22 protein-coding genes are annotated in these 19,648 nt (G+C 35.3%); 7 read left to right on the top strand and 15 right to left on the bottom strand.

Annotated elements, in window-relative coordinates; all coding sequences use genetic code 11:
- Window positions 1-137: 137 nt before the first annotated feature.
- The 5 genes from LB452_RS07655 to recF form a co-directional block, all read right to left on the bottom strand.
- Window positions 138-947 carry a hypothetical protein gene (locus LB452_RS07655; RefSeq protein ID WP_224461144.1) on the bottom strand — a complete coding sequence of 270 codons (810 nt, stop codon included), beginning with the start codon at window positions 945-947 and terminating at the stop codon, window positions 138-140.
- A 75-nt stretch (window positions 948-1,022) separates the two neighbouring features.
- Window positions 1,023-2,240, bottom strand: coding sequence for a bifunctional alpha/beta hydrolase/OsmC family protein (locus LB452_RS07650; RefSeq protein ID WP_224461143.1), 1,218 nt, complete (start codon window positions 2,238-2,240; stop codon window positions 1,023-1,025).
- A 5-nt stretch (window positions 2,241-2,245) separates the two neighbouring features.
- Window positions 2,246-2,545, bottom strand: a complete 300-nt coding sequence (locus LB452_RS07645; protein ID WP_224461142.1) for a DUF721 domain-containing protein — start codon at window positions 2,543-2,545, stop codon at window positions 2,246-2,248.
- Window positions 2,535-2,960: a hypothetical protein gene (locus LB452_RS07640; RefSeq protein ID WP_224461141.1), complete on the bottom strand. Its 426-nt coding sequence runs from the start codon at window positions 2,958-2,960 to the stop codon at window positions 2,535-2,537. The genes LB452_RS07645 and LB452_RS07640 overlap by 11 nt, the downstream gene beginning before the upstream one ends.
- Window positions 2,950-4,044: a DNA replication/repair protein RecF gene (gene recF, locus LB452_RS07635; protein WP_224461140.1), complete on the bottom strand. Its 1,095-nt coding sequence runs from the start codon at window positions 4,042-4,044 to the stop codon at window positions 2,950-2,952. The genes LB452_RS07640 and recF overlap by 11 nt, the downstream gene beginning before the upstream one ends.
- 143 nt (window positions 4,045-4,187) lie before the next feature.
- Between recF and LB452_RS07630 the strand changes: the two genes are divergently transcribed.
- From LB452_RS07630 to LB452_RS07600, 7 genes are all read left to right on the top strand, one after another.
- Window positions 4,188-4,955, top strand: a complete 768-nt coding sequence (locus tag LB452_RS07630) for a tetratricopeptide repeat protein (RefSeq protein WP_224461139.1) — start codon at window positions 4,188-4,190, stop codon at window positions 4,953-4,955.
- Window positions 4,956-4,957: 2 nt separating this feature from the next.
- On the top strand, window positions 4,958-5,467 hold the full coding sequence (ribH, locus tag LB452_RS07625) for a 6,7-dimethyl-8-ribityllumazine synthase (protein WP_224461138.1): 510 nt from the start codon (window positions 4,958-4,960) through the stop codon (window positions 5,465-5,467).
- 90 nt (window positions 5,468-5,557) lie between these two features.
- On the top strand, window positions 5,558-5,851 hold the full coding sequence (locus tag LB452_RS07620) for a hypothetical protein (protein WP_224461137.1): 294 nt from the start codon (window positions 5,558-5,560) through the stop codon (window positions 5,849-5,851).
- A 3-nt stretch (window positions 5,852-5,854) separates the two neighbouring features.
- On the top strand, window positions 5,855-7,702 hold the full coding sequence (gene mutL, locus LB452_RS07615) for a DNA mismatch repair endonuclease MutL (RefSeq protein ID WP_224461136.1): 1,848 nt from the start codon (window positions 5,855-5,857) through the stop codon (window positions 7,700-7,702).
- Complete coding sequence (locus LB452_RS07610) at window positions 7,703-8,455, top strand: rhomboid family intramembrane serine protease (RefSeq protein ID WP_224461135.1); 753 nt, start codon at window positions 7,703-7,705, stop codon at window positions 8,453-8,455.
- Window position 8,456: 1 nt separating this feature from the next.
- Entirely contained in the window at window positions 8,457-9,341 is an 885-nt protein-coding gene (locus LB452_RS07605) for a rhomboid family intramembrane serine protease (protein WP_224461148.1), read from the top strand.
- A gap of 5 nt (window positions 9,342-9,346) precedes the next feature.
- Window positions 9,347-10,372 (top strand): endonuclease/exonuclease/phosphatase family protein, encoded by a 1,026-nt coding sequence (locus LB452_RS07600; protein ID WP_224461134.1) that lies wholly within the window; start codon window positions 9,347-9,349, stop codon window positions 10,370-10,372.
- Here LB452_RS07600 and LB452_RS07595 read toward each other — a convergent pair.
- From LB452_RS07595 to LB452_RS07550, 10 genes are all read right to left on the bottom strand, one after another.
- Window positions 10,369-11,001: a WbqC family protein gene (locus tag LB452_RS07595; RefSeq protein ID WP_224461133.1), complete on the bottom strand. Its 633-nt coding sequence runs from the start codon at window positions 10,999-11,001 to the stop codon at window positions 10,369-10,371. The two genes, LB452_RS07600 and LB452_RS07595, sit on opposite strands and share 4 nt — an antisense overlap.
- 3 nt (window positions 11,002-11,004) lie before the next feature.
- On the bottom strand, window positions 11,005-12,573 hold the full coding sequence (gene lepB / locus LB452_RS07590; RefSeq protein WP_224461132.1) for a signal peptidase I: 1,569 nt from the start codon (window positions 12,571-12,573) through the stop codon (window positions 11,005-11,007).
- A 10-nt stretch (window positions 12,574-12,583) separates the two neighbouring features.
- On the bottom strand, window positions 12,584-13,300 hold the full coding sequence (dapB, locus tag LB452_RS07585) for a 4-hydroxy-tetrahydrodipicolinate reductase (RefSeq protein WP_224461131.1): 717 nt from the start codon (window positions 13,298-13,300) through the stop codon (window positions 12,584-12,586).
- Window positions 13,301-13,882 (bottom strand): DUF5683 domain-containing protein, encoded by a 582-nt coding sequence (locus tag LB452_RS07580; RefSeq protein ID WP_224461130.1) that lies wholly within the window; start codon window positions 13,880-13,882, stop codon window positions 13,301-13,303. It abuts the gene before it with no gap.
- Entirely contained in the window at window positions 13,872-14,774 is a 903-nt protein-coding gene (locus tag LB452_RS07575; protein ID WP_224461129.1) for a ParB/RepB/Spo0J family partition protein, read from the bottom strand. The genes LB452_RS07580 and LB452_RS07575 overlap by 11 nt, the downstream gene beginning before the upstream one ends.
- 4 nt (window positions 14,775-14,778) lie before the next feature.
- Complete coding sequence (locus LB452_RS07570) at window positions 14,779-15,543, bottom strand: ParA family protein (RefSeq protein WP_224454160.1); 765 nt, start codon at window positions 15,541-15,543, stop codon at window positions 14,779-14,781.
- Window positions 15,544-15,634: 91 nt separating this feature from the next.
- Window positions 15,635-16,516 (bottom strand): SDR family oxidoreductase, encoded by an 882-nt coding sequence (locus tag LB452_RS07565; RefSeq protein WP_224461128.1) that lies wholly within the window; start codon window positions 16,514-16,516, stop codon window positions 15,635-15,637.
- A 61-nt stretch (window positions 16,517-16,577) separates the two neighbouring features.
- Window positions 16,578-17,492 carry a 1,4-dihydroxy-2-naphthoate octaprenyltransferase gene (gene menA / locus LB452_RS07560; protein WP_224461127.1) on the bottom strand — a complete coding sequence of 305 codons (915 nt, stop codon included), beginning with the start codon at window positions 17,490-17,492 and terminating at the stop codon, window positions 16,578-16,580.
- A gap of 3 nt (window positions 17,493-17,495) precedes the next feature.
- Window positions 17,496-18,833 carry an adenylosuccinate lyase gene (gene purB / locus LB452_RS07555; RefSeq protein WP_224461126.1) on the bottom strand — a complete coding sequence of 446 codons (1,338 nt, stop codon included), beginning with the start codon at window positions 18,831-18,833 and terminating at the stop codon, window positions 17,496-17,498.
- Window positions 18,834-18,970: 137 nt separating this feature from the next.
- Window positions 18,971-19,648, bottom strand: coding sequence for a Sir2 family NAD-dependent protein deacetylase (locus tag LB452_RS07550; protein WP_224461125.1), 678 nt, complete (start codon window positions 19,646-19,648; stop codon window positions 18,971-18,973).

The following is a 19,648-nucleotide window of genomic DNA, read 5'->3' as shown; positions in this document are numbered from 1 at the left end:
TGCACAAGCAAAACAAACTCAAAAGAAAATCGTATAAATCAAAAAACCTTAACGATGCTAGCATCGTTAAGGTTTAAATTATAAATTTAATGTCTAATAATCTGTATCGGTTATTTAGGACGAGACAAAAAAATAAGTTATTCTTCCAAAGTTACAGTTCTAGTTACCGAGTTAAAAGGTCCTGGTATTGGTTTTAAATTTTTATCAACCAGTGTAAGTTGGATCTCATTTTCGCCCATAGGCATGTCTTCAATGACATGAGGAATCCATTCTGTTATTAAATAGTCATCACCGCCATTTACACTCACTTTTACTTTGTTTCCTTCTTCACTTATTTCAGTTCCAACTAAAAAGAAATCTAAAAGAACCTTTTCTGTATCTTTTCCTTTATAGGTTCCTTTTGGTCGACTGTAGAATAAATGTTCTGCTGAAAAATCAACATCCATTTTTTGATCTTCAGACGGATTGCCTGCTACAATCTTTTTAACTACAAATGAGTTTGGATTTTTTACAGCTTCATGGTAAGATCTTGAAAGAAATGCAAGTAACACGTGCTCTCCTTCAGAGATTTCTTTACTGAATTCACTTTCATAATGCGCCGAATATGGATCATTGTCTAATATGTAATGTATATGTTGACCTTTAGCAGAATTTGCTAAACCATTCTTTCCAGCATTCGAAGTTTGTATCCCAAGTTCATAATTTTCAACTGTAAAATTAAAATCTACCGAGCCCGCAGGTACTTCTATAACTTGTCCGCCCGGATGTGTTAAAGTTGCATCAGAATATTTTGGTGACTCTTCCATCAATGGAGTGATGGTAATGATGGTATCAGTTACACCAACGGCTTCGTTATTATCTTTTTCACTATCTTTTTTCTTTGCATCATTACATCCTATCGCTAGAAATAAACTAAGTGCAAAGGTTAATAATCCTATTTTTTTCATAAGTATTTATTTAATATTTATTTGTAAATGTAGTGTAAATACTGGCTTTATTCAACTATGGAAATTGCCTTAACATTACTTTTGGTTTAAAAGTTCTGAAGTGATTTCAATATCAGAATGAAGGGTTCTGTGTACTGGACACCTGTCACCAATTTCTACTAAGCGTTCAATTTGAGACTGATCTAGGTTGCCAATTATTTCTATTTTTTTAATAAAAAAATCCTTTTTTATGGTTTTACCTTCATCATTCTTAACTTTTCTTTTTTCATGATTCACGTGTACACGAACTTCTTCAAGATCCCATTCCTTGTGTCTTGCATAAACATGAAGTGTCATGGCAGTACATTCTGCTAAGCCTGCAGTAAGAAAATCATAAGGTGCAGGACCTAAATCATCACCTCCTTTGTCTTCAGGCTCATCGCCTAAAAATGCAAAATCTCCAACTTTTAGGTGTGTTGTAAATTTATCTTCATTTTTCAGAATTGCAGCAGATTGGCTATCTGAGGCCATGGCAAGGTTCTTATTTATTGAAATATCAAGGTAGTTTGTAGCCCAATGGCCTATCAGATTTCCTATGTAAGAGGCATCGATATTTTCATTTAAAAGATGATCGGCTTCATTTAAACTTATAAAGCTCTTAGGATGATTAGCCCAATTGTAAAGTTCCTCGGCATTATCTGCAACGACAATTTTGTCTTCTGGAGAATGCATTATTAAGAAGGGAATATTCAAGTTTTTCAGAAGTGACTTTGTGTCTTTAGAATTGATATCCTCCAAAAAGTGCTTCTTTATAGTAAAGTCTTTTCCTCCAAGACTGACCTTAACATCTCCATTTTCCCCATTAGAATTTGAGTTCTTTTGAATTAAATTTTGAACATGAGACGGTTGTGATGGACTTGCAATTGTAACAATTGCTTTAATATTATCAAGTTTCTCTGCTGCAAAAAGAGAGGCTGTTCCGCCTAATGAATGTCCTATGATCAAACTTGGTGCTTCATATTTCTTCTCCAGAAATTTTGAGGCTTGTATTAAATCTTCAACGTCATGAGAAAAATTTGTGTCTTCAAATTCTCCATCACTTTGTCCTAGCCCAGTAAAATCAAATCTTAAAACTGCAATTCCTAGTTCTGCAATAGCAGATGAAATTTCTCTTACGACTTTCAGGTTTTTTCCGCAAGTAAAGCAATGAGCGAAAATTGCATAAGCTTTAGGATGTTGAGACTTTGGAAGCTGCAATCTACCTACAAGTTGATCTCCATTTTTATTTTTAAAAGTAACTTTCTCAATTTTCATATTCATTATCTTAAAATTAGTTTTGAAATAAGCTCTTTACCCAAACTTTCATTGAGCGTTTTTATAATTCTCTCCCTACCATAACTCAATTCTTCTCTCAGGGTTGAAGATGACAAGTGAACGGTGAGCACAGTATTTCTGAATTTGATTTCGTCAGTATAATTTTTAATAGCAGGCCCCAACTGTGTCATCCATGCATTTTCAACATCAACCTTGTCTAATCCAGGATTGAGTCGGTGTTTATTCTTAAACATCTCTACAAGGTCCTTCATGGACTGCTCTTCATTCGCTCTTTTATTTTTCATCTATATCTATATTATCAGGGTTATGTCTCTTGTAGGTGTAAATAAAATTTTGCTTGTTTTTTACCACAAATTGATCTTCATCTATACTCATTAATGTTTCCGTCCACGTATCGTATTCATTGGTGTAAATGAGCACTAGACTGTCTTCATAATTTTTGATTTTGAAGTACTCTCTGTTTTTTGAAGACTGATAATTTCCTAACAAGCTAGGTTGCATTTTTTTTCTAAACCCTGTGGAATCTTCAACTTGAAAATAATCAACCATTTGATTCATAGTGTATGATTTATCACCATAAGGTGTTTCAGCTTTTTCTATTTCCCAAAACCCATTGAGTTTTTCCACATCTTTGTAGTTTGGTTTGGAGTTACAGGATGCTAAAAATAAAAAGCCAACTAGTAAAAAATTAAATTTCATCTTCTAAATTTATCATTTTGTAATGTGTCGCATTTTTCTTTACAACTTCTTCCGTTCGGTCTGGATGAGTGTCACTTATACACATCTGTCCGAGCTCATCGTCGGTCACCATTTTTACGATTTGCGATACACGATCTTCATCAAGTTTATCAAATATATCATCCAATAGCAAAATGGGTTTAACGCCGTAATGAGATTTCAAAAAATCGTACTGAGCAAATTTTAAAGCAATCAGATAGGATTTTTGCTGACCTTGAGAACCGTATTTTTTAACTGAATGTGATTTTATTTTGAAAATCAGATCATCTTTATGTGTGCCGAAATTTGAAAACTGGCGCTGTAAATCTGTTTTTAAGCCAGATTTCAAGATGTCTTCAAAGGACTCCTCGTCATTAAACTGGCTTTTATAAGTTAAGCTTATATTTTCTCTGGAGTTGCTTATTTCCTGATATCTTTTCTGGAGAATAGGTTTAAATTCCTCAATGAACTCTTCACGTTTTTCATTAATCACTTTTCCAAGCTCAATGATCTGGTCATCATAAACTTCAAGACTGGTTTCATCATAAGTTCGATTTGCAGCAAAATACTTTAGAAGTGCATTGCGTTGAGAAAGTACTTTATTGTATTTCAAAAGTGTATTCAGATACAATTTATCTCCCTGGGAAATAACGCCATCCATAAATTTTCTTCGGGTATCACTCCCTTCAAGAATTAAGTCACGGTCTGTAGGGGAGATGATGACCAAAGGAATGGTTCCAATATGATCACTAATTTTTTCGTACTCCTTACCATTTCTCTTCATCAATTTACGTTGACCTTTTTTGAAGGAGGCAATTATTTTTTCAGATTTCTCACCATTTATAAAGTCCCCTTCCAGCATAAAGAACTCTTCACCGTGTGTTATGTTTTGACTAGTAATAGGATTGAAATAACTCTTCCCGAAAGCTAGGTGATAGATCGCATCTATGATATTGGTTTTGCCAATTCCATTTTTACCGACAAAACAATTTATTTTTGAATCGAATTCCAAAGACAGTTGCTCAAAATTCTTATAATTTATAAGTGACAGTTTTTTTAATATCATTTGGGTACTTCAATTTACTTCTCCTGTAAAACCTTGATTTTACTACTGAATTTAATAAAAGTTGAAATGTAAAAATATCAAATAAATAGTGTATTGTATATGGAATAAAATTATATTTTTGCCCACTAGAACAAAACACTATTATGGCATCATACAAGAAGAGAGGTAATAAACCAAACAATAAAGCTGAACGCGAAGAAAAGATTGAAAGCGAGTCAACAACGGCTGAAGTATTTAGTACGTTAGATGAAGGCGCTACTTCGACAGAGCAATTTCTTTCTAAATATCAAAAACCAATTTTTGGTGTTATAATAGCTATAGCCGTAGTGATTTTGGCCTTCTTAGGTTATCAGAAATTTATTCAGGAGCCTAATGAAGTGGAAGCTGCAAATGAGATGAATCAAGCTCAGCAGTTTTTTGATTCCGCAATAGAAGCCTCAGGTGCTCAACAAGATTCATTGTTTACAAGATCTTTGCAAGGTGGAAATGGTAAATTCGGTTTTGAAGACATCGCTTCTAACTATAATGGTACTAAAGCTGGACAATTAGCCAACTATTATGCAGGTATTTCACATTTAAATTTAGGAAACTATCAGGAAGCAATTGACTATCTAGATAAATTTAATGTTGATGACGAGATCTTAACGCCATTAGCCAAAGGCTCTATAGGGGATGCATTTTTGCAGCTCGATCAGCCAAAAGAGGCTTTAGATTATTTTGAAAATGCTGCTAAGCTTAAGAAAAATGAATTCACTACTCCTAAGTTTTTGCTTAAAGCTGCTATTACAGCGATTAGTCTAGGTGATGGCGAAACAGCTCAGAAACATTTGAATAGAATTAAAGATGAATTTCCAAATTCTGCAGAAGCTAAAGATGCGGATGTTTATCTTGGCCAGGCTGAAGTTCTTTAAGCATGGCTACATCAGAAAAAAATCTTTCAGTCTACGATAAGGAAAATCTTCCGAATGCCAAAGATATGAAAATTGGCTTTGTGGTATCGGAGTGGAATCCTGACATTACAGGAAATCTTTTTCAGGGAGCATTCGATGCATTAATTGACGTTGGAGCCATCAAAGAAAACATTGTAAGATGGAATGTTCCAGGTAGCTTCGAACTTCCTTATGGATGTAAAAAAATGCAGGAAAGCTTTGATATGTTAGATGCAATCGTAGCCATTGGAAATGTGATTCAAGGCGAAACCAAACATTTTGATTTTGTTTGCCAAGGATTAACACAAGGTATTATGGAATTGAATCTTAAAAGTGATATACCAGTTATATTTTGTGTGTTGACAGACAATACAAAAGAACAATCCATTGCTCGTTCAGGAGGAATTCACGGAAATAAAGGAGCTGAGGCTGCTATTGCTGCTGTTAAGATGGCACAACTTCGTAAAGATGCCAAATTCTATAAATCGAATTAATTTTTATCCAGGAAATTCACTTGCTTTAAAAAAGGTTTAAGTCACAAGAATTGATGGAAATTCTTTAATTTTGAATTCTCATCAAAAATTATGTTTAAACTTAAGTCGCTTAAATTAAGAAAGAATTCCAGGTATAATTATACGCCTCGCTATTATAAAGGGAAAGATACTGGAAATCCTTATAGTTTTGATTCCAAATTTGCCAAGTATAAAGATGCAAAAAACAGTATAGATTTTGGTTCCCATTGGGCAGAGGCACGAGAAAATTCAAGAAACAGAAATAACCGAGGGGTCAATAAAACTATAATTGTAATCATATCAATTTTAAGCCTTATCTTTTTATGGATCATTGATTTTGATCTATCTATATTTTCTTCAAAATAGTCAATGCACAGTATCATTCACTTACTACCCGATCATGTTGCCAACCAAATCGCTGCTGGTGAAGTAGTCCAGAGACCTGCTTCAGTTGTGAAAGAGCTTTTAGAGAATGCAGTTGATGCTAAAGCTTCGTCTGTCACCTTAATTGTAAAGGAAGGAGGTAAAACCTTGATACAAGTGATTGATAACGGTACTGGTATGGGCGATACAGATGCTAGATTATCTTTTGAGCGTCATGCAACTTCCAAAATTAATTCTGCTGAAGACCTTTTTAGATTACACACCAAAGGATTTAGAGGAGAGGCTTTGGCTTCTATAGCTGCTGTCTCTCATGTGGAGATGAAGACCAAAACTGAAAATGAAGATTTAGGTTCCCATCTTATTATTGAAGGTAGCACTGTTGTGAAACAAGAACCTTGTGTTACTCCTGTAGGAACCTCATTATCTGTCAAAAATTTATTTTTCAATATACCTGCCAGACGCAACTTTCTTAAGTCAACAACGGTAGAGCAAAAGCATGTAATTGATGAATTCCAGAGAGTGGCACTAGTTCATCCGTCTATTGCTTTTAAACTTATTCATAATGGGAGTGAGCTTTTTAATCTTCCTGTAGCAAATCATAGACAGCGTATTGTTGGCGTCATGGGAGCAAAAACCAATGAGAAATTAGTTCCTGTTAAGGAAGAAACCGATTTGATAAAATTGACAGGCTTTGTAGGAAAACCAGAATTTGCTAAAAAATCCCGTGGAGAACAGTTTTTCTTTGTCAATGATAGATTTATAAAACACCCATACCTGCACCATGCAGTTTCAAGTGCATTTGAAGGTTTATTAAAAGACAAAGCTTACCCTTCTTATTTTTTATATCTACAAGTGGATCCTAAGTCAATAGACATCAACATTCATCCCACCAAAACAGAGGTAAAGTTTGACAATGAACATGCTATATATTCCATTTTACGAAGTAGTGTTAAACATAGTTTAGGTCAGTTTAATGTATCTCCAGTTCTAGATTTCAATAAGGATTCCAGTATGGATACAGATTATGTTCAGCATAAGACTGGTGCCAAAATACCTTCAATAGACGTTGATAGAAATTTCAACCCCTTCGAATCTGAAAAAAAAATCAGTAATTCAAAAATGGGTTCAAGTTCATATAAATCAAAATCTACCCAAAATTGGGAATCATTATATACAGAAACGAACGATAGTAGCGAGGATTTAATGAATATTGAAGTTGAAAGTGAACAGGTTAAGCCATCACTCTTTCAAGGACAAACACAAGTTTATCAGTCCTCCGGGACTTTTCAACTTCAAAAAAAATACATTATTACTTCTACAAAATCTGAAATGCTCATCATAGACCAGCATCGGGCACATTTCAGAATACTATATGAAGAATTACTGAAAAATATAACTGCCCAACCCGCTTTAAGTCAACAACTTTTGTTTCCACTGAAACTGCAGCTGGATGTCAATGAAATGCGAGTTTTTAAAATCTTAAAGGAATCTTTGATCAATGCTGGATTTTCAATTTCAGAATTTGGAAAAGATTTTGTCAGAATTAATGGGATCCCCAACAGGTTGCCAGAAAGTGAAACTTCAATTTTGCTGGACCAACTTTTATCCGATTTTGAAAATAATATCCCTGATTCTGGCTTTGACCAAACGGATAGACTTGCAAAATCTTTAGCTCAAAGCATGGCTATAAAGAATGGAACTGTTTTGCAAAAGGAAGAGCAAACAGAACTTGTAAATCTGTTATTTTCTTGCAAAGAGCCAATGTTAACTCCGCTAAATCGCTTAGTTTTCGTGAAACAATCTGCATCAGACTTCGACAAAAAATTTATGTAAATGGGAAGAATCACCGAAACGGTAAAAGTCTTATTAATTGCTAACATTATCTTCTTCTTTGGCGCAGGATATCTTGGAGATTATGCCTATAAAATCTTTGCGCTTTGGTTTCCTGAAAATCCAAATTTTGGGATTTGGCAAATCATAACTCATATGTTCATGCATGGGAGTTTTTCTCATATCTTGTTCAATATGTTTGCTTTGTATATGTTTGGAAGTTTATTGGAACAATATCTTGGGCAGAATAAATTTTTATTTATCTACTTGTCTGCTGGTTTAGGTGCTGCTGGATTACAAATTTTATTCAGTTACATAGGTTATAATAATGCCTATCAGACTTACATTGATGCTGGAGTGAGTCCTCAGGAAATTTCAGACATGTTTGAGAGTGTTCGCAAAACAGGAGAATATAGAGTTTATTCTTCAATTCCCAAAGATGTGAGTAATCAGCTTTTTAGCAACTACCTTACACCTATGGTAGGCGCTTCTGGGGCTATTTTCGGAATTCTGGCTGCCTTTGCAGTTGTTTATCCAAACCTTCCTCTTTTCATTATCTTTATTCCTATTCCTATAAAAGCTAAATATTTAATTGGTGGTTACTTTTTAATGAATCTTTTTTCTGCTGTAACTGGCGTAACTTTGCTTGGACCTTCCAATACAGCATACTGGGCTCATATTGGTGGAGCTGTTATAGGATTTATTACCATGTATTATTGGAAAAAAAACTCATTTGAAGAAAATAGATGGAACTGATATGGACTGGAAACAAAAATTAACTTACAAATACAATACAGCAGATACCCTTGAAAAACTGATTGGTGTAAATGTCGCTTTGTTTTTAGTCATATTTGTAATTCAAACTATAGGGTTTTTATTTCAAATTCCAACTGGCTTTTTTGTGGAATGGCTTGTTTTTCCAAAGAGTCTTATTGAATATGCATACAAGCCATGGACAATTATAACCTACGCATTTATGCATTCTGGGATCTTTCATATTTTATCCAATATGTTGATTCTATACTTTTCGGGTAAGTTTTTCCTGACTTATTTCTCTGGAAAACGAATGCTGAATTTATATTTTCTAGGTGCTATTTTTGGCGCACTCATATATACATTGAGCTATAACCTTTTACCTGCTTTTAGTAGTACAGGCAGATCCTATTTAATCGGTGCTTCAGCTTCGGTCATGGCTATATTGGTAGCTACAGCAACTCAAGCTCCAAACCTTCAGGTAAGATTATTTTTCTTAGGAAATATTAAACTTTGGTGGATTGCATCTTTCTTAGTTGTTTTGGATGTGATTCAGATCCCATTGTCGAACCCTGGAGGACACCTGGCTCACCTCGGGGGTTCCGCTATTGGATATTTCTACATTACTCAACTTAATAAAGGAAATGACATTGGTTCATGGTTACAAACATTTACAGATTGGTTTGCTGATTTTTTTCAACCAAAATCCAGGAAAAGCAATATGAAAACCGTTCATAAAAATACCAGTAAGAAACAAAGTTCACCTACTAGCAGAACGGATAAGCAGAAAAAGATAGATCAGATTTTAGATAAAATCAGTAAAAGCGGTTATGATAGTCTTTCCAAGGAAGAGAAGGATTTTCTTTTTAAAGCAGGAAAAGACATGTAATTGTCATGAAAACTAAGCTCAATTTTTTCCAAAAGATAATTTTTACATTCAATATTTTTTTTGGAGCTTGTTTACTTGTTGCCTATATTCTGCCTTACGTTCCCCCAAAATTTTCTGCTTTTCTTTCTATTCTGAATTTGGGACTGCCTGTTTTCATGCTCATCAACCTAGTATTTGCTGTTTACTGGATTTTAAGACTTAAACTTCATTTTTTGTTGTCAACATTACTTGTGCTTTCTGGTTTTTCTTATGTAAGTAAAATCTTTGTATTTAATAATAATTCAGATTCAGATATTGAAAATACATTCAATGTGATGAGTTATAATGTACGTTTATTCAATGAATATAATTGGATAGATGAAGAACGAGTAGCTGAGAAGATTTCAAAATTTGTTTCTACTGAATCTCCAGATATTGTATCCTTTCAAGATTATTTAAAGGTAGACGAATTCGAACTAAAGGAATATCCGTATTCATTTGAAAAATTCAAAACTAAATCCTCAAAGATTGGGATTGCAATCTTTAGTAAACATAGAATCATAAATAAAGGAACTATTGATTTTCCAAATACGCATAATAATGCCATATATGCAGATGTAATAGTACAAAAAGATACCTTTAGAGTTTATGCAGTTCATCTGGAATCACTAAAAATCATTCCTGATGTAAATGTCCTTCAAAAGGAAAATCATCAACAACTCATCAGCAGAGTTGGAAAATCTTTTGTTAAACAGCAAGAACAGGCTAAAATGCTCACCGACAACTTTGAGTCCACAAGTTTTCCTAAAATAGTTTGCATGGATATGAATAACACTCCATTTTCTTTTGTCGCCAACAAGCTTTTGGATCATAACCTTAAAGATGCATTTGTTGAATCCGGACAGGGCTTAGGAAAGACTTTTGATTTCGATTTCCTACCACTTAGGATAGATGCTATTTTTTACGAGAAAAATCTTGAAAATGTCAACTTTAAGAATTACGATTTAAAACTTTCAGACCATTATCCTATAATGGCAGGTTTCAAGCTTTAAAACAAAAGCTTTTGTGACTCCAGATAATTGGAAGTAGCAGGACCTTTATTGAATAAAAGATCAAGAATACTAAGATTTGGAATAAAGCCGTATTTAGATTGAAACACCTGAATGTATTCTTCAAATTCCGCTTTTTGTTTCCTTTTAGATTGAGTTAAATTTCTCTGGTCATTATAAACCTCGGTTGATAATTCAAACTTTTCAGTGAATTTAAAATCGATGTCCATTCCTAGACATTCGAAAACAACTTCCATACACTTCAGGTTGAAATCCATCAGAAAGGTGGCCTTATTTTCAAAAAGATGAACAAATTCATCTTCGTAAAATTCAAAATAAGGTGATGTTCTATAAGCGGCTTCTAAAGATTTCCAATGCAAACGCTGCCATTTGAAGGCATTTTCTATACGTATCTCTTTATACTTTTGGTGTTTATCGGTTTTCTTTTCTCTATGCTTAATGGGAACATTGAGTAAAAGTTTACCATTAGCACCATAGATGTACTGTCGTGTGCGGTAAGTTTGCTTTTGGTAATTGTCTTGCTTCTCGAATACAAAGTCATCTGCCTGTGCAATAAAAGCATACAGATCAACAGGTCCAAAATAGCTGGGATTTACAAGAAGGGGTTTCACTGTCTATTTTTTCTTTTTGATGAAATAATTATAACCAATGATAAGAACTACTCCTATCAAAAAATAGACAAGATAGGAGGTAGGTTTACCTTCACCACCAACGGTGGTAAATAACCTTTCCCATCTTACTTTCTCTATAAGACCACTAGCATTTCCGTCCAAACTCATCCAGATAAACACTGGTTTTCCAACAACATGATTCTGTGGTACATAACCCCAGTAGCGGCTATCTTCACTATTATGACGGTTATCTCCCATCATCCAATAGTAATCTTGTTTAAAGGTATATTCATTGACAGCTTCTCCATTAAGATAGACTTGAGAGCCTTTTACTTCGAGCTTGTTATTAAATCCCATTTCAGAGCCTTCATAGACTTCGATAATTCTGCGGTATAGAGAAAACGATTTTAGGTCAAGCTGAACAGTTTGCCCAGCTTTGGGGATATAAATGGGACCAAAGTTGTCTCTATTCCAGTTGACTTTTCCATTATTAGGAAAGATGCCAGGATCAGCTTCACCTTCTGGTGAAATAATTCGCTGAACTGATTTTACATTGGGATGATTTTCAAATTTAGCAAGGTTTTCTTCAGTAATAGCATTGACTTGATATAAGTTTCGCTCTCTGTTTACCCATTGTAATCCATCTGTAATCCCGTATATTTCAACTAAACTTCGCATGTTGAAACCTTGTCCTTTCCCCTGAACTAAATAAGAATATTGAGGTTTAGCTCTATCTGGAAGCTGAAGAGGAGAGTTGTTGACATAAATCTTACCATCAATAATTTCTAATGAATCTCCTGCAACCCCAACGGCTCGTTTGACGTAGTTTGACTTCTTATCGACAGGCTTGTCGTAATGTTTGCCAGAACGGTCTCTGAACATCCTAACAGTATCTACAGGCCAGTTGAAAACAACAATATCGTTACGCTGAACCTTTTGAAATCCAGGGAATCTTAAATATGGTAGTTGAGGGGTGTTGGTGTAGGATTTTACTCCTGCCAATGGAATAGTATCATGAACCATTGGAAACGAAATTGCTGTTTGTGGTAATCTCGCACCATAATGAAATTTACTGACGAAAAGAAAATCACCAACCAGCAATGTCTTTTCCAGAGATGAAGTTGGTATCGTGAAGGGCTGCATAATATAGGTGTGCACAATAGTAGCCGCAACAACCGCAAATAAAATTGAACTCACAAAATCTCCAGATTTCGATTTAGCTTTTAAGCTTCTTTCTTCAATGTATTCATGTGTAGTGAAATAGTTGATGTAATATGTGTAAAGCCCAAGTGTAATAAGCTGTAAAATGGTGTCCTTTGTATCGTTTTTGCCAAAACTTCTGGCAGTTTCCACCCAAATCACCGGGAACATGATCAAATTGACGATAGGAATAAAAACCAGAAAAACCCACCACCAGGGTCTGTTGATAATTTTAAATAGAATAATGGCGTTGTAAACCGGAATGGCTGCTTCCCACCACTTTCTTCCTGCACTTTGATATAATTTCCAGGTTCCAAAAAAATGAATAACCTGAATCAGTAATATAAAAAGTAGTATATCTGTAAATGACATGAAAAGTGTTTTAAGAAGGTGAATTGAGTTGAAGGACATCTTTCATAGAATAAACACCTTCTTTTTGTTTTAGAATCCATTCTGCGGCAACAACAGCACCATGAGCGAATCCTTTTCTGGATTTAGCGTTATGTGAAATAGAAATAGTATCGATATCAGAATCATAAGTAACATCATGAAAGCCGAAAATACCAGCTTCTCGTTCAGCTTCAATGTTAATAGAAGCTTTATCATCTTTTGGAGGATGATTCCAGGATTTATAATTGGTTTCTTCGATGATTTGGTCTGCTAAGCTTATTGCAGTTCCACTTGGTGCATCCTTCTTTTCCAAATGATGAACCTCTTTTAATTTTACACCATATTCTTCGAGTCCAGACATCATTTTTGCCAGGTAGGAATTCAATTTAAAAAAAATGTTAACGCCAACACTGAAATTGGAAGCATAAAGAAATCTTCCGGACTCAGAATTACACTTATCTACAGCATCCTCGTAATTATCTAACCAGCCTGTTGTTCCCGAAACGATGGCAACACCATTTTCAAGGCAAGTACTAATATTTTTGAAAGCTGCCTCAGGAACGCTGAAGTCTATGGCAACATCAGCTTTTTTTAATTGATCTAGGTCTAGTTGTTCTGACGAAATGTATACGATGTCATGACCTCTGGAATGGGCAATTTCTTCAACAGTTTTACCCATTTTACCGTATCCTAGTATTGCAAGCCTCATTTAATTAAATTTAAAATTCAAAGTTAAACCATAATCGATGTTTCCACTTAAATAATTAGGCTCAAAATTTGGTTTGAGTGAAAGATCTTTTGAAACATCAAATTGACGGAGGTGAGCGTCAACATTAGCATCTACGATATTGAATAAATAAAAAGCTACTGTCGCTAAAATCGCAAATTCTTTATTTTGCCTAAATTGTTTTTGAGCATTAATAAGCCCTTCATTTTCCAAAATATTCTGGAACTCATCATCTGTAAAACCTGCCAGTCTTCGTTTATAAGCATCCCGATAGCGATTATATTCAGTGTCATTTTGTATCACTAAATACAAACTGGTTCCAATTCCAGCGTAAACCAGCGGAATTTTCCAATAACTACCATTGTAAGCCTGTCCCAATCCTGGTAAAATTGCGGAATAAAAAGCGGATCTAGCAGGAGCTAAAGGGTCGTAAAGATCAAGTTTGAAAGCGTCCTCGGTGGAAGTCATAACGCTTTTTATTTCAAGACTGTCTTGAACTTGCCCAAAAGTAAATAGACATCCGCCTAGTATAAATACAAGAGAGTAGAGGAAATTACGAGTCACCTTGTATTAATTTTTTAATTCTTTGGAAATCTTCATCAGAAGAGAAAGGAACGATGAGTTTTCCATTTCCTTTTTTGTTGATTTTTAATTCTACTTTAGCACCAAAATAAGACGAAATCTGCTTCAAAGCTTTTTGCTTTTTTTCATCAACCTTAGGTTCTTTTTTGTCTTTTGGTTTTGCAGAATCATCTTGAATTCTTCTTACTAAAGCTTCTGTTTCCCTTACTGATAATTTATCTTTTAAAATTTGTTCGTAAACCTGAAGTTGAATGTCAGTACTGTCAACATTGATGAGAGCTCGACCATGTCCCATGCTCAAAAAACCGTCTCTCATTCCAGTTTGGACAATAGGGTCTAACTTGAGAAGTCTTAGATAATTGGCGATAGTCGACCTATTTTTGCCAATTCTTTCGCTCATTTCTTCCTGAGTTAAATCAATTTCATCAATAAGTCGTTGATAGGATAGAGCAACTTCAATAGGATCAAGATCTTGGCGCTGAATATTTTCTACAAGAGCCATTTCCAAAGACTCCTGGTCATTGGCGATTCTTATATAAGAAGGAATGGTTTCCAGACCAAGCATTTTTGAAGCTCGATATCTACGCTCCCCAGAAACCAATTGGTATTTATTGAAGTCTAATTTTCTAACCGTAATGGGTTGAATAACACCAAGTTCTCTAATGGATGATGCTAATTCTTTGAGTGCATCTTCACTAAAACTCGTTCTCGGCTGAAAAGGATTGACTTCAATAGCTTCAAGACTCAACTCGACAATATTACCTACAACTTTATCTGCATTTTTATCTTCAGCAGATTTGATATCGTTTTCAGGATCATTCAGCAATGCTGAAAGACCTCTTCCTAAAGCTTTTTTCTTTGTCGTTTTGGCCATGGATTTATTTTGACTTTTTGATGATTTCTTCAGCTAAACTTAAGTAATTGTTAGCCCCTTTACTTGCAGCGTCATATTTAATAATGCTTTCGCCATAACTTGGAGCCTCGCTTAAACGAACGTTTCGCTGTATAATTGTTTCGAAGACCATGTCATTGAAGTGTTTTTTGACCTCTTCAACCACCTGGTTGGATAAACGTAATCTTGAATCGTACATCGTCAACAACAAGCCTTCAATGCTTAATTGCTGATTATGAATTTTTTGTACACTTTTAATGGTATTTAATAATTTTCCTAATCCCTCCAAAGCAAAGTATTCACATTGAATAGGGATCAAAACAGAATCTGAAGCAGTAAGCGCATTTAAAGTTAGTAGACCTAAAGAGGGAGCACAATCTATAAGAATGTAATCAAATTTGGACTTAATTGGCATCAATGCTTCTTTGAGCATATACTCTCGTCGCTCCATATCTACCAATTCCAGCTCAATAGCAACCAGATCTATGTGAGAAGGGATCAATTCTAGGTTTGGAGAATCTGTTTCCATGATGGCTTCCTCAGCATTTTTGGTATGTTCCAAAAGTTGATAGGTACCGATTTCTACTGTTTCTATATCTATTCCTAATCCAGAAGTCGCATTAGCTTGTGGATCTGCATCGATGAGTAGCACTTTTTTTTCTAATACACCCAATGCTGCTGCAAGGTTGACAGCTGTTGTTGTTTTACCAACACCTCCTTTTTGGTTAGCTATTGAAATTATTTTACCCATTAAAAGTTATGAATTATGAGTTGTAAAATTACAAATATTTATGGCATACGATTATACCTTTGTCTGTTTGTGAAAATTAAAAAAAATTATTTTAACTCTTTTTCTGAGCCCGAATCATCTGCTCCAGCTGATCCCACATTTCAGGCGTGACTTGCTCAAGAAGATTAAACTGACCAGCACCTTTGAGCCACTCTCCGCCATCAATTGTAATGACTTCTCCATTAAGGTAGTGAGCAAAATCTGAAACTAAATAAGCCGCCAGGTTGGCTAACTCCTGATGATCGCCAACTCTTTTGAGCGGAACCTTTTTGGCCAGATCAAACTTCTCTTTGAGTTCCCCAGGTAGAAGTCTATCCCATGCACCTTTAGTCGGAAAAGGACCTGGAGCAATGGCATTGAAGCGAATGCCGTATTTCGCCCATTCTACAGCTAGTGATCTGGTCATGGCTAGAACTCCAGCTTTTGCTGTGGCACTAGGTACCACAAATGCAGAACCAGTCCAGGCATATGTGGTTACAATATTGAGGACTGTTTTGTTGGTTTGTTTTTTATCAATCCAATGCTTACCCAAGGCTAAAGTGCAATTCTTTGACCCTTTTAAGACAATGTCTATGATAGTATCAAAAGCATTGGCAGATAATCTTTCGGTTGGAGAAATGAAGTTTCCAGCAGCATTATTCAAAAGAATATCAACCTCTCCAAAAGCTTCATGAGCCTCATCAATCATCTGCTCAACCTGCTCATAATGTCTTACATCGCATTGCACAGGAAGGCATTTTCCACCGGTTTCCTCTTCCAAAGCCGTTGCCGTTACTTTGAGTTTATCCAGATTTCTACTTGTGATAACTACGTTTGCTCCTAGTTCCAGGAAGTATTGAGTCATAGATTTGCCTAAGCCACTTCCTCCACCAGTAACGATTATTGTCTTGCCCTTTAAGGCATCATCACGTAACATTTTTCTTTTAAAATCCATCAGATATTTTTTTTCAATTTACAAATTAATGTTTCAAAGTCAAGTTTTCTTAATCTATTCTTCAATATATGATGAATAGAATCAAGAATAAGGAAATGGAAAGGGCAAAAGTACTTAAGGCTACTTTCTTTAGTTCTGGGTCAAGCACCTGGGGATCTTGATATTTTATAATTTTTTTCAAATGAACCACCAAAGGAATGAAAGCTAAAAGAGGAACTAAAATCCAGATAGGTTCGCTGTCGAAGGACATTACCAAAAAGATCGACAAACTAAAGAAGGAAATCGCTATGAGGCTAAAATGATAAATCTTTGCAAATCGTTTTCCATAGATTACTACAAGCGTTTTTTTACTAGCATTTCTATCACTGTTTTCATCCCTCATGTTATTCAGGTTCAAAACAGCACTGCTTAAAAAACCAATACTTATTGCTGGTAAAAGAAGCCATAAATTAATTTCCTTGGTCATCAAAAAATTAACTCCCAAAACACTGACTAAGCCGAAGAATATAAACACAAACAAATCGCCAAGTCCTCTATAACCGTAAGCTGAATCGCCAACGGTATATTTAATAGCGGCGATGATGGCAGAAGTTCCAAGACCAATAAAAAGGAGGCTCAACAAAAAATTGTCTTTCCCAAAACTCAAATAAATAAGAGCCAACGCAAATAAAGCTGTTAGGATAGAGGTTACAATAATACCCTTCTTCATTTCTCGGTCTGTAATGACTCCACTTTGCAAAGCTCGCATTGGGCCGATGCGTTCTTCATTATCAGTACCTTTTACACCATCACCATAATCATTGGCAAAATTGGAAAGAATTTGAAGACCAAGAGTGGTTGCCATAGCTAGCCAAAATATAACGGAATTAAATTCTCCTGAAGGAAAAGCTAAGGCTGAACCCACAAGGATTCCAGACAATGAAAGAGGAAGTGTTCGTAAACGAGCTGCAGAAATCCAGGCGGCGGTTTTGGTCATAACTTATATCCCCGTGTAATTTGAAGGTGTGATCGCTTTGAGTTCTGCTCTCACGCTATCAGAAACTTCAAGTGAATCGATAAAGGTTGAAATACTTTTTTCGTCAATTTTAGAATTGGTTCGCGTCAACCCTTTTAAGGCTTCATAAGGGTTTTTAAAATTCTCTCGTCTCAAAATGGTCTGAATAGCTTCAGCTACTACAGCCCAATTTTCACTGAGATCTTTTTGAAGTTTATCAGAATTCAGGACCAACTTATCAAGACCTTTGGCTGTAGATTGTAAGGCAATGAGCATGTGACCAAGAGGAACGCCAATATTTCTTAATACTGTGCTATCAGTTAAGTCTCTTTGTAGTCTGCTTATTGGAAGTTTTGCAGAAAGGTGTTCTAAAAGAGCATTGGCGATGCCAAGGTTTCCCTCAGAATTTTCAAAATCAATCGGATTGACTTTATGCGGCATTGCTGATGATCCCACTTCACCTTCTTTGATTTTTTGTTTAAAATAATCCATGGAAACGTAACTCCAGATGTCTTTATCAAAATCAAGTAAAATTGTATTAATACGTTTCATGGCATCAAAACTCGAAGCCATATTATCGTAATGTTCAATTTGAGTAGTAGGGAAGGAGTGCTTTAATTTTAAACGTGTTTCTACAAATTCTTTTCCAAAATTTCTCCAGTCAATTTCAGGATAGGCGACTTTGTGAGCGTTGAAATTTCCTGTGGCGCCACCAAATTTAGCAGATGAGGGAACTGCTATGAGTTGGTTGAGTTGTTCTTTGAGTCTAACGACAAAAACCTCAAATTCTTTTCCTAATCGAGTTGGAGAAGCGGGTTGACCGTGAGTTCTAGCTAGCATAGGAACTTCAGCCCAGTCTTTGGCTTTACTCTCTATCATAGCGATCACTTTTTCAAGTTCAGGAATATAAACTTCATGAATAGCTTCAAGTAAACTTAGTGGAACGGCAGTATTATTGATGTCTTGAGATGTCAAACCAAAGTGGATAAACTCCTTTGAAGTTTTTAAATTCAAAAGATCCATTCGTTCTTTGATAAAATACTCAACGGCTTTCACATCGTGATTGGTCACTTTCTCGATTGATTTGATGTGTTCTGCATCTTCAATAGTTAAATCCAGATAGATAGATCGTAGACTTGGATATAAAGATTTATCAACGGTTTTTAGTTGTGGAACTGGAAGTTCGCACAAGGCGATAAAATATTCAATTTCTACTCTTACTCTGTATTTTATCAAAGCATGTTCGCTAAAGTAGCTGCTTAGAGATTTTGTTTTGGAAGAATATCGTCCGTCAATAGGGGAAATTGCGTCAAGCGGATTCATGAATTGAAATTTAAATTCGCTAGCAAATATAAGCTTTCATCAACATTTTAAGGTATAATGCATTTACTTTTAATCCTCAAATCTTTTCCTAAAACGGCTCTTCCCTTAAATGCTAACGAGTTTATTTATTGTCATCTTCAATTCAAAAGTTTTTCTACTACTTTTTGAACGCCTGTTGTAGCTTTTTCAGCAGTTATATGAATTCTGTTTGATTCTGAAATGGATGGGTTCGGATCTATAAAATAAATGGGCGTACGATCGGGCGCAAAATCTATAAGTCCAGCCGCAGGATAAACCTGCATGGAGGTTCCAATAATAATGATGATATCGGTATTACTAATGATGTCTATAGCTTTCTCCATCATGGGAACAGCTTCACCAAACCATACCACGTGCGGTCTGAGTTGATGTTGTTTTTCATTAACATCACCCAAAAGTATATCTTCTGTCCAATCGTAGATTAAGGAATCGTCTTTTACACTTCTCGCTTTCATGAGTTCACCATGAAGATGCGTGACGTTGGAGCTACCAGCTCTTTCGTGAAGATCATCGACATTTTGTGTGATAATATCTACGGCAAATTGTTTTTCAAGATCGACCAAAAGTTGGTGTGCCTGATTGGGGAGGACAGATTTTAACTGTCTTCTTCTTTGGTTATAAAAGTCTAAAACTAATTTCGGATTTTGCTCAAATCCTTGTGGGGTAGCAACTTGCATCACATCGTGTCCTTCCCAAAGGCCATCATGATCTCTGAAGGTTTTCACGCCACTTTCTGCGCTTATTCCTGCTCCAGTAAGTACGCTGATGTGTTTCAA

It is taken from the genome of Psychroflexus longus, assembly GCF_020164595.1.
In the GTDB taxonomy this organism is placed as follows: Bacteria; Bacteroidota; Bacteroidia; order Flavobacteriales; family Flavobacteriaceae; genus Psychroflexus; species Psychroflexus longus.
This window is presented reverse-complemented; position numbering and strand designations above follow the sequence as displayed.

Bases quoted from the DNA above. Each gene is read 5' to 3' on its own strand.
- LB452_RS07655 (WP_224461144.1), bottom strand. From the start codon at position 947: ATGAAAAAAATAGGATTATTAACCTTTGCACTTAGTTTATTTCTAGCG.
- LB452_RS07650 (WP_224461143.1), bottom strand. From the start codon at position 2,240: ATGAAAATTGAGAAAGTTACTTTTAAAAATAAAAATGGAGATCAACTT.
- LB452_RS07645 (WP_224461142.1), bottom strand. From the start codon at position 2,545: ATGAAAAATAAAAGAGCGAATGAAGAGCAGTCCATGAAGGACCTTGTA.
- LB452_RS07640 (WP_224461141.1), bottom strand. From the start codon at position 2,960: ATGAAATTTAATTTTTTACTAGTTGGCTTTTTATTTTTAGCATCCTGT.
- recF (WP_224461140.1), bottom strand. From the start codon at position 4,044: ATGATATTAAAAAAACTGTCACTTATAAATTATAAGAATTTTGAGCAA.
- LB452_RS07630 (WP_224461139.1), top strand. From the start codon at position 4,188: ATGGCATCATACAAGAAGAGAGGTAATAAACCAAACAATAAAGCTGAA.
- ribH (WP_224461138.1), top strand. From the start codon at position 4,958: ATGGCTACATCAGAAAAAAATCTTTCAGTCTACGATAAGGAAAATCTT.
- LB452_RS07620 (WP_224461137.1), top strand. From the start codon at position 5,558: ATGTTTAAACTTAAGTCGCTTAAATTAAGAAAGAATTCCAGGTATAAT.
- mutL (WP_224461136.1), top strand. From the start codon at position 5,855: ATGCACAGTATCATTCACTTACTACCCGATCATGTTGCCAACCAAATC.
- LB452_RS07610 (WP_224461135.1), top strand. From the start codon at position 7,703: ATGGGAAGAATCACCGAAACGGTAAAAGTCTTATTAATTGCTAACATT.
- LB452_RS07605 (WP_224461148.1), top strand. From the start codon at position 8,457: ATGGACTGGAAACAAAAATTAACTTACAAATACAATACAGCAGATACC.
- LB452_RS07600 (WP_224461134.1), top strand. From the start codon at position 9,347: ATGAAAACTAAGCTCAATTTTTTCCAAAAGATAATTTTTACATTCAAT.
- lepB (WP_224461132.1), bottom strand. From the start codon at position 12,573: ATGTCATTTACAGATATACTACTTTTTATATTACTGATTCAGGTTATT.
- dapB (WP_224461131.1), bottom strand. From the start codon at position 13,300: ATGAGGCTTGCAATACTAGGATACGGTAAAATGGGTAAAACTGTTGAA.
- LB452_RS07575 (WP_224461129.1), bottom strand. From the start codon at position 14,774: ATGGCCAAAACGACAAAGAAAAAAGCTTTAGGAAGAGGTCTTTCAGCA.
- LB452_RS07570 (WP_224454160.1), bottom strand. From the start codon at position 15,543: ATGGGTAAAATAATTTCAATAGCTAACCAAAAAGGAGGTGTTGGTAAA.
- LB452_RS07565 (WP_224461128.1), bottom strand. From the start codon at position 16,516: ATGGATTTTAAAAGAAAAATGTTACGTGATGATGCCTTAAAGGGCAAG.
- menA (WP_224461127.1), bottom strand. From the start codon at position 17,492: ATGACCAAAACCGCCGCCTGGATTTCTGCAGCTCGTTTACGAACACTT.
- purB (WP_224461126.1), bottom strand. From the start codon at position 18,833: ATGAATCCGCTTGACGCAATTTCCCCTATTGACGGACGATATTCTTCC.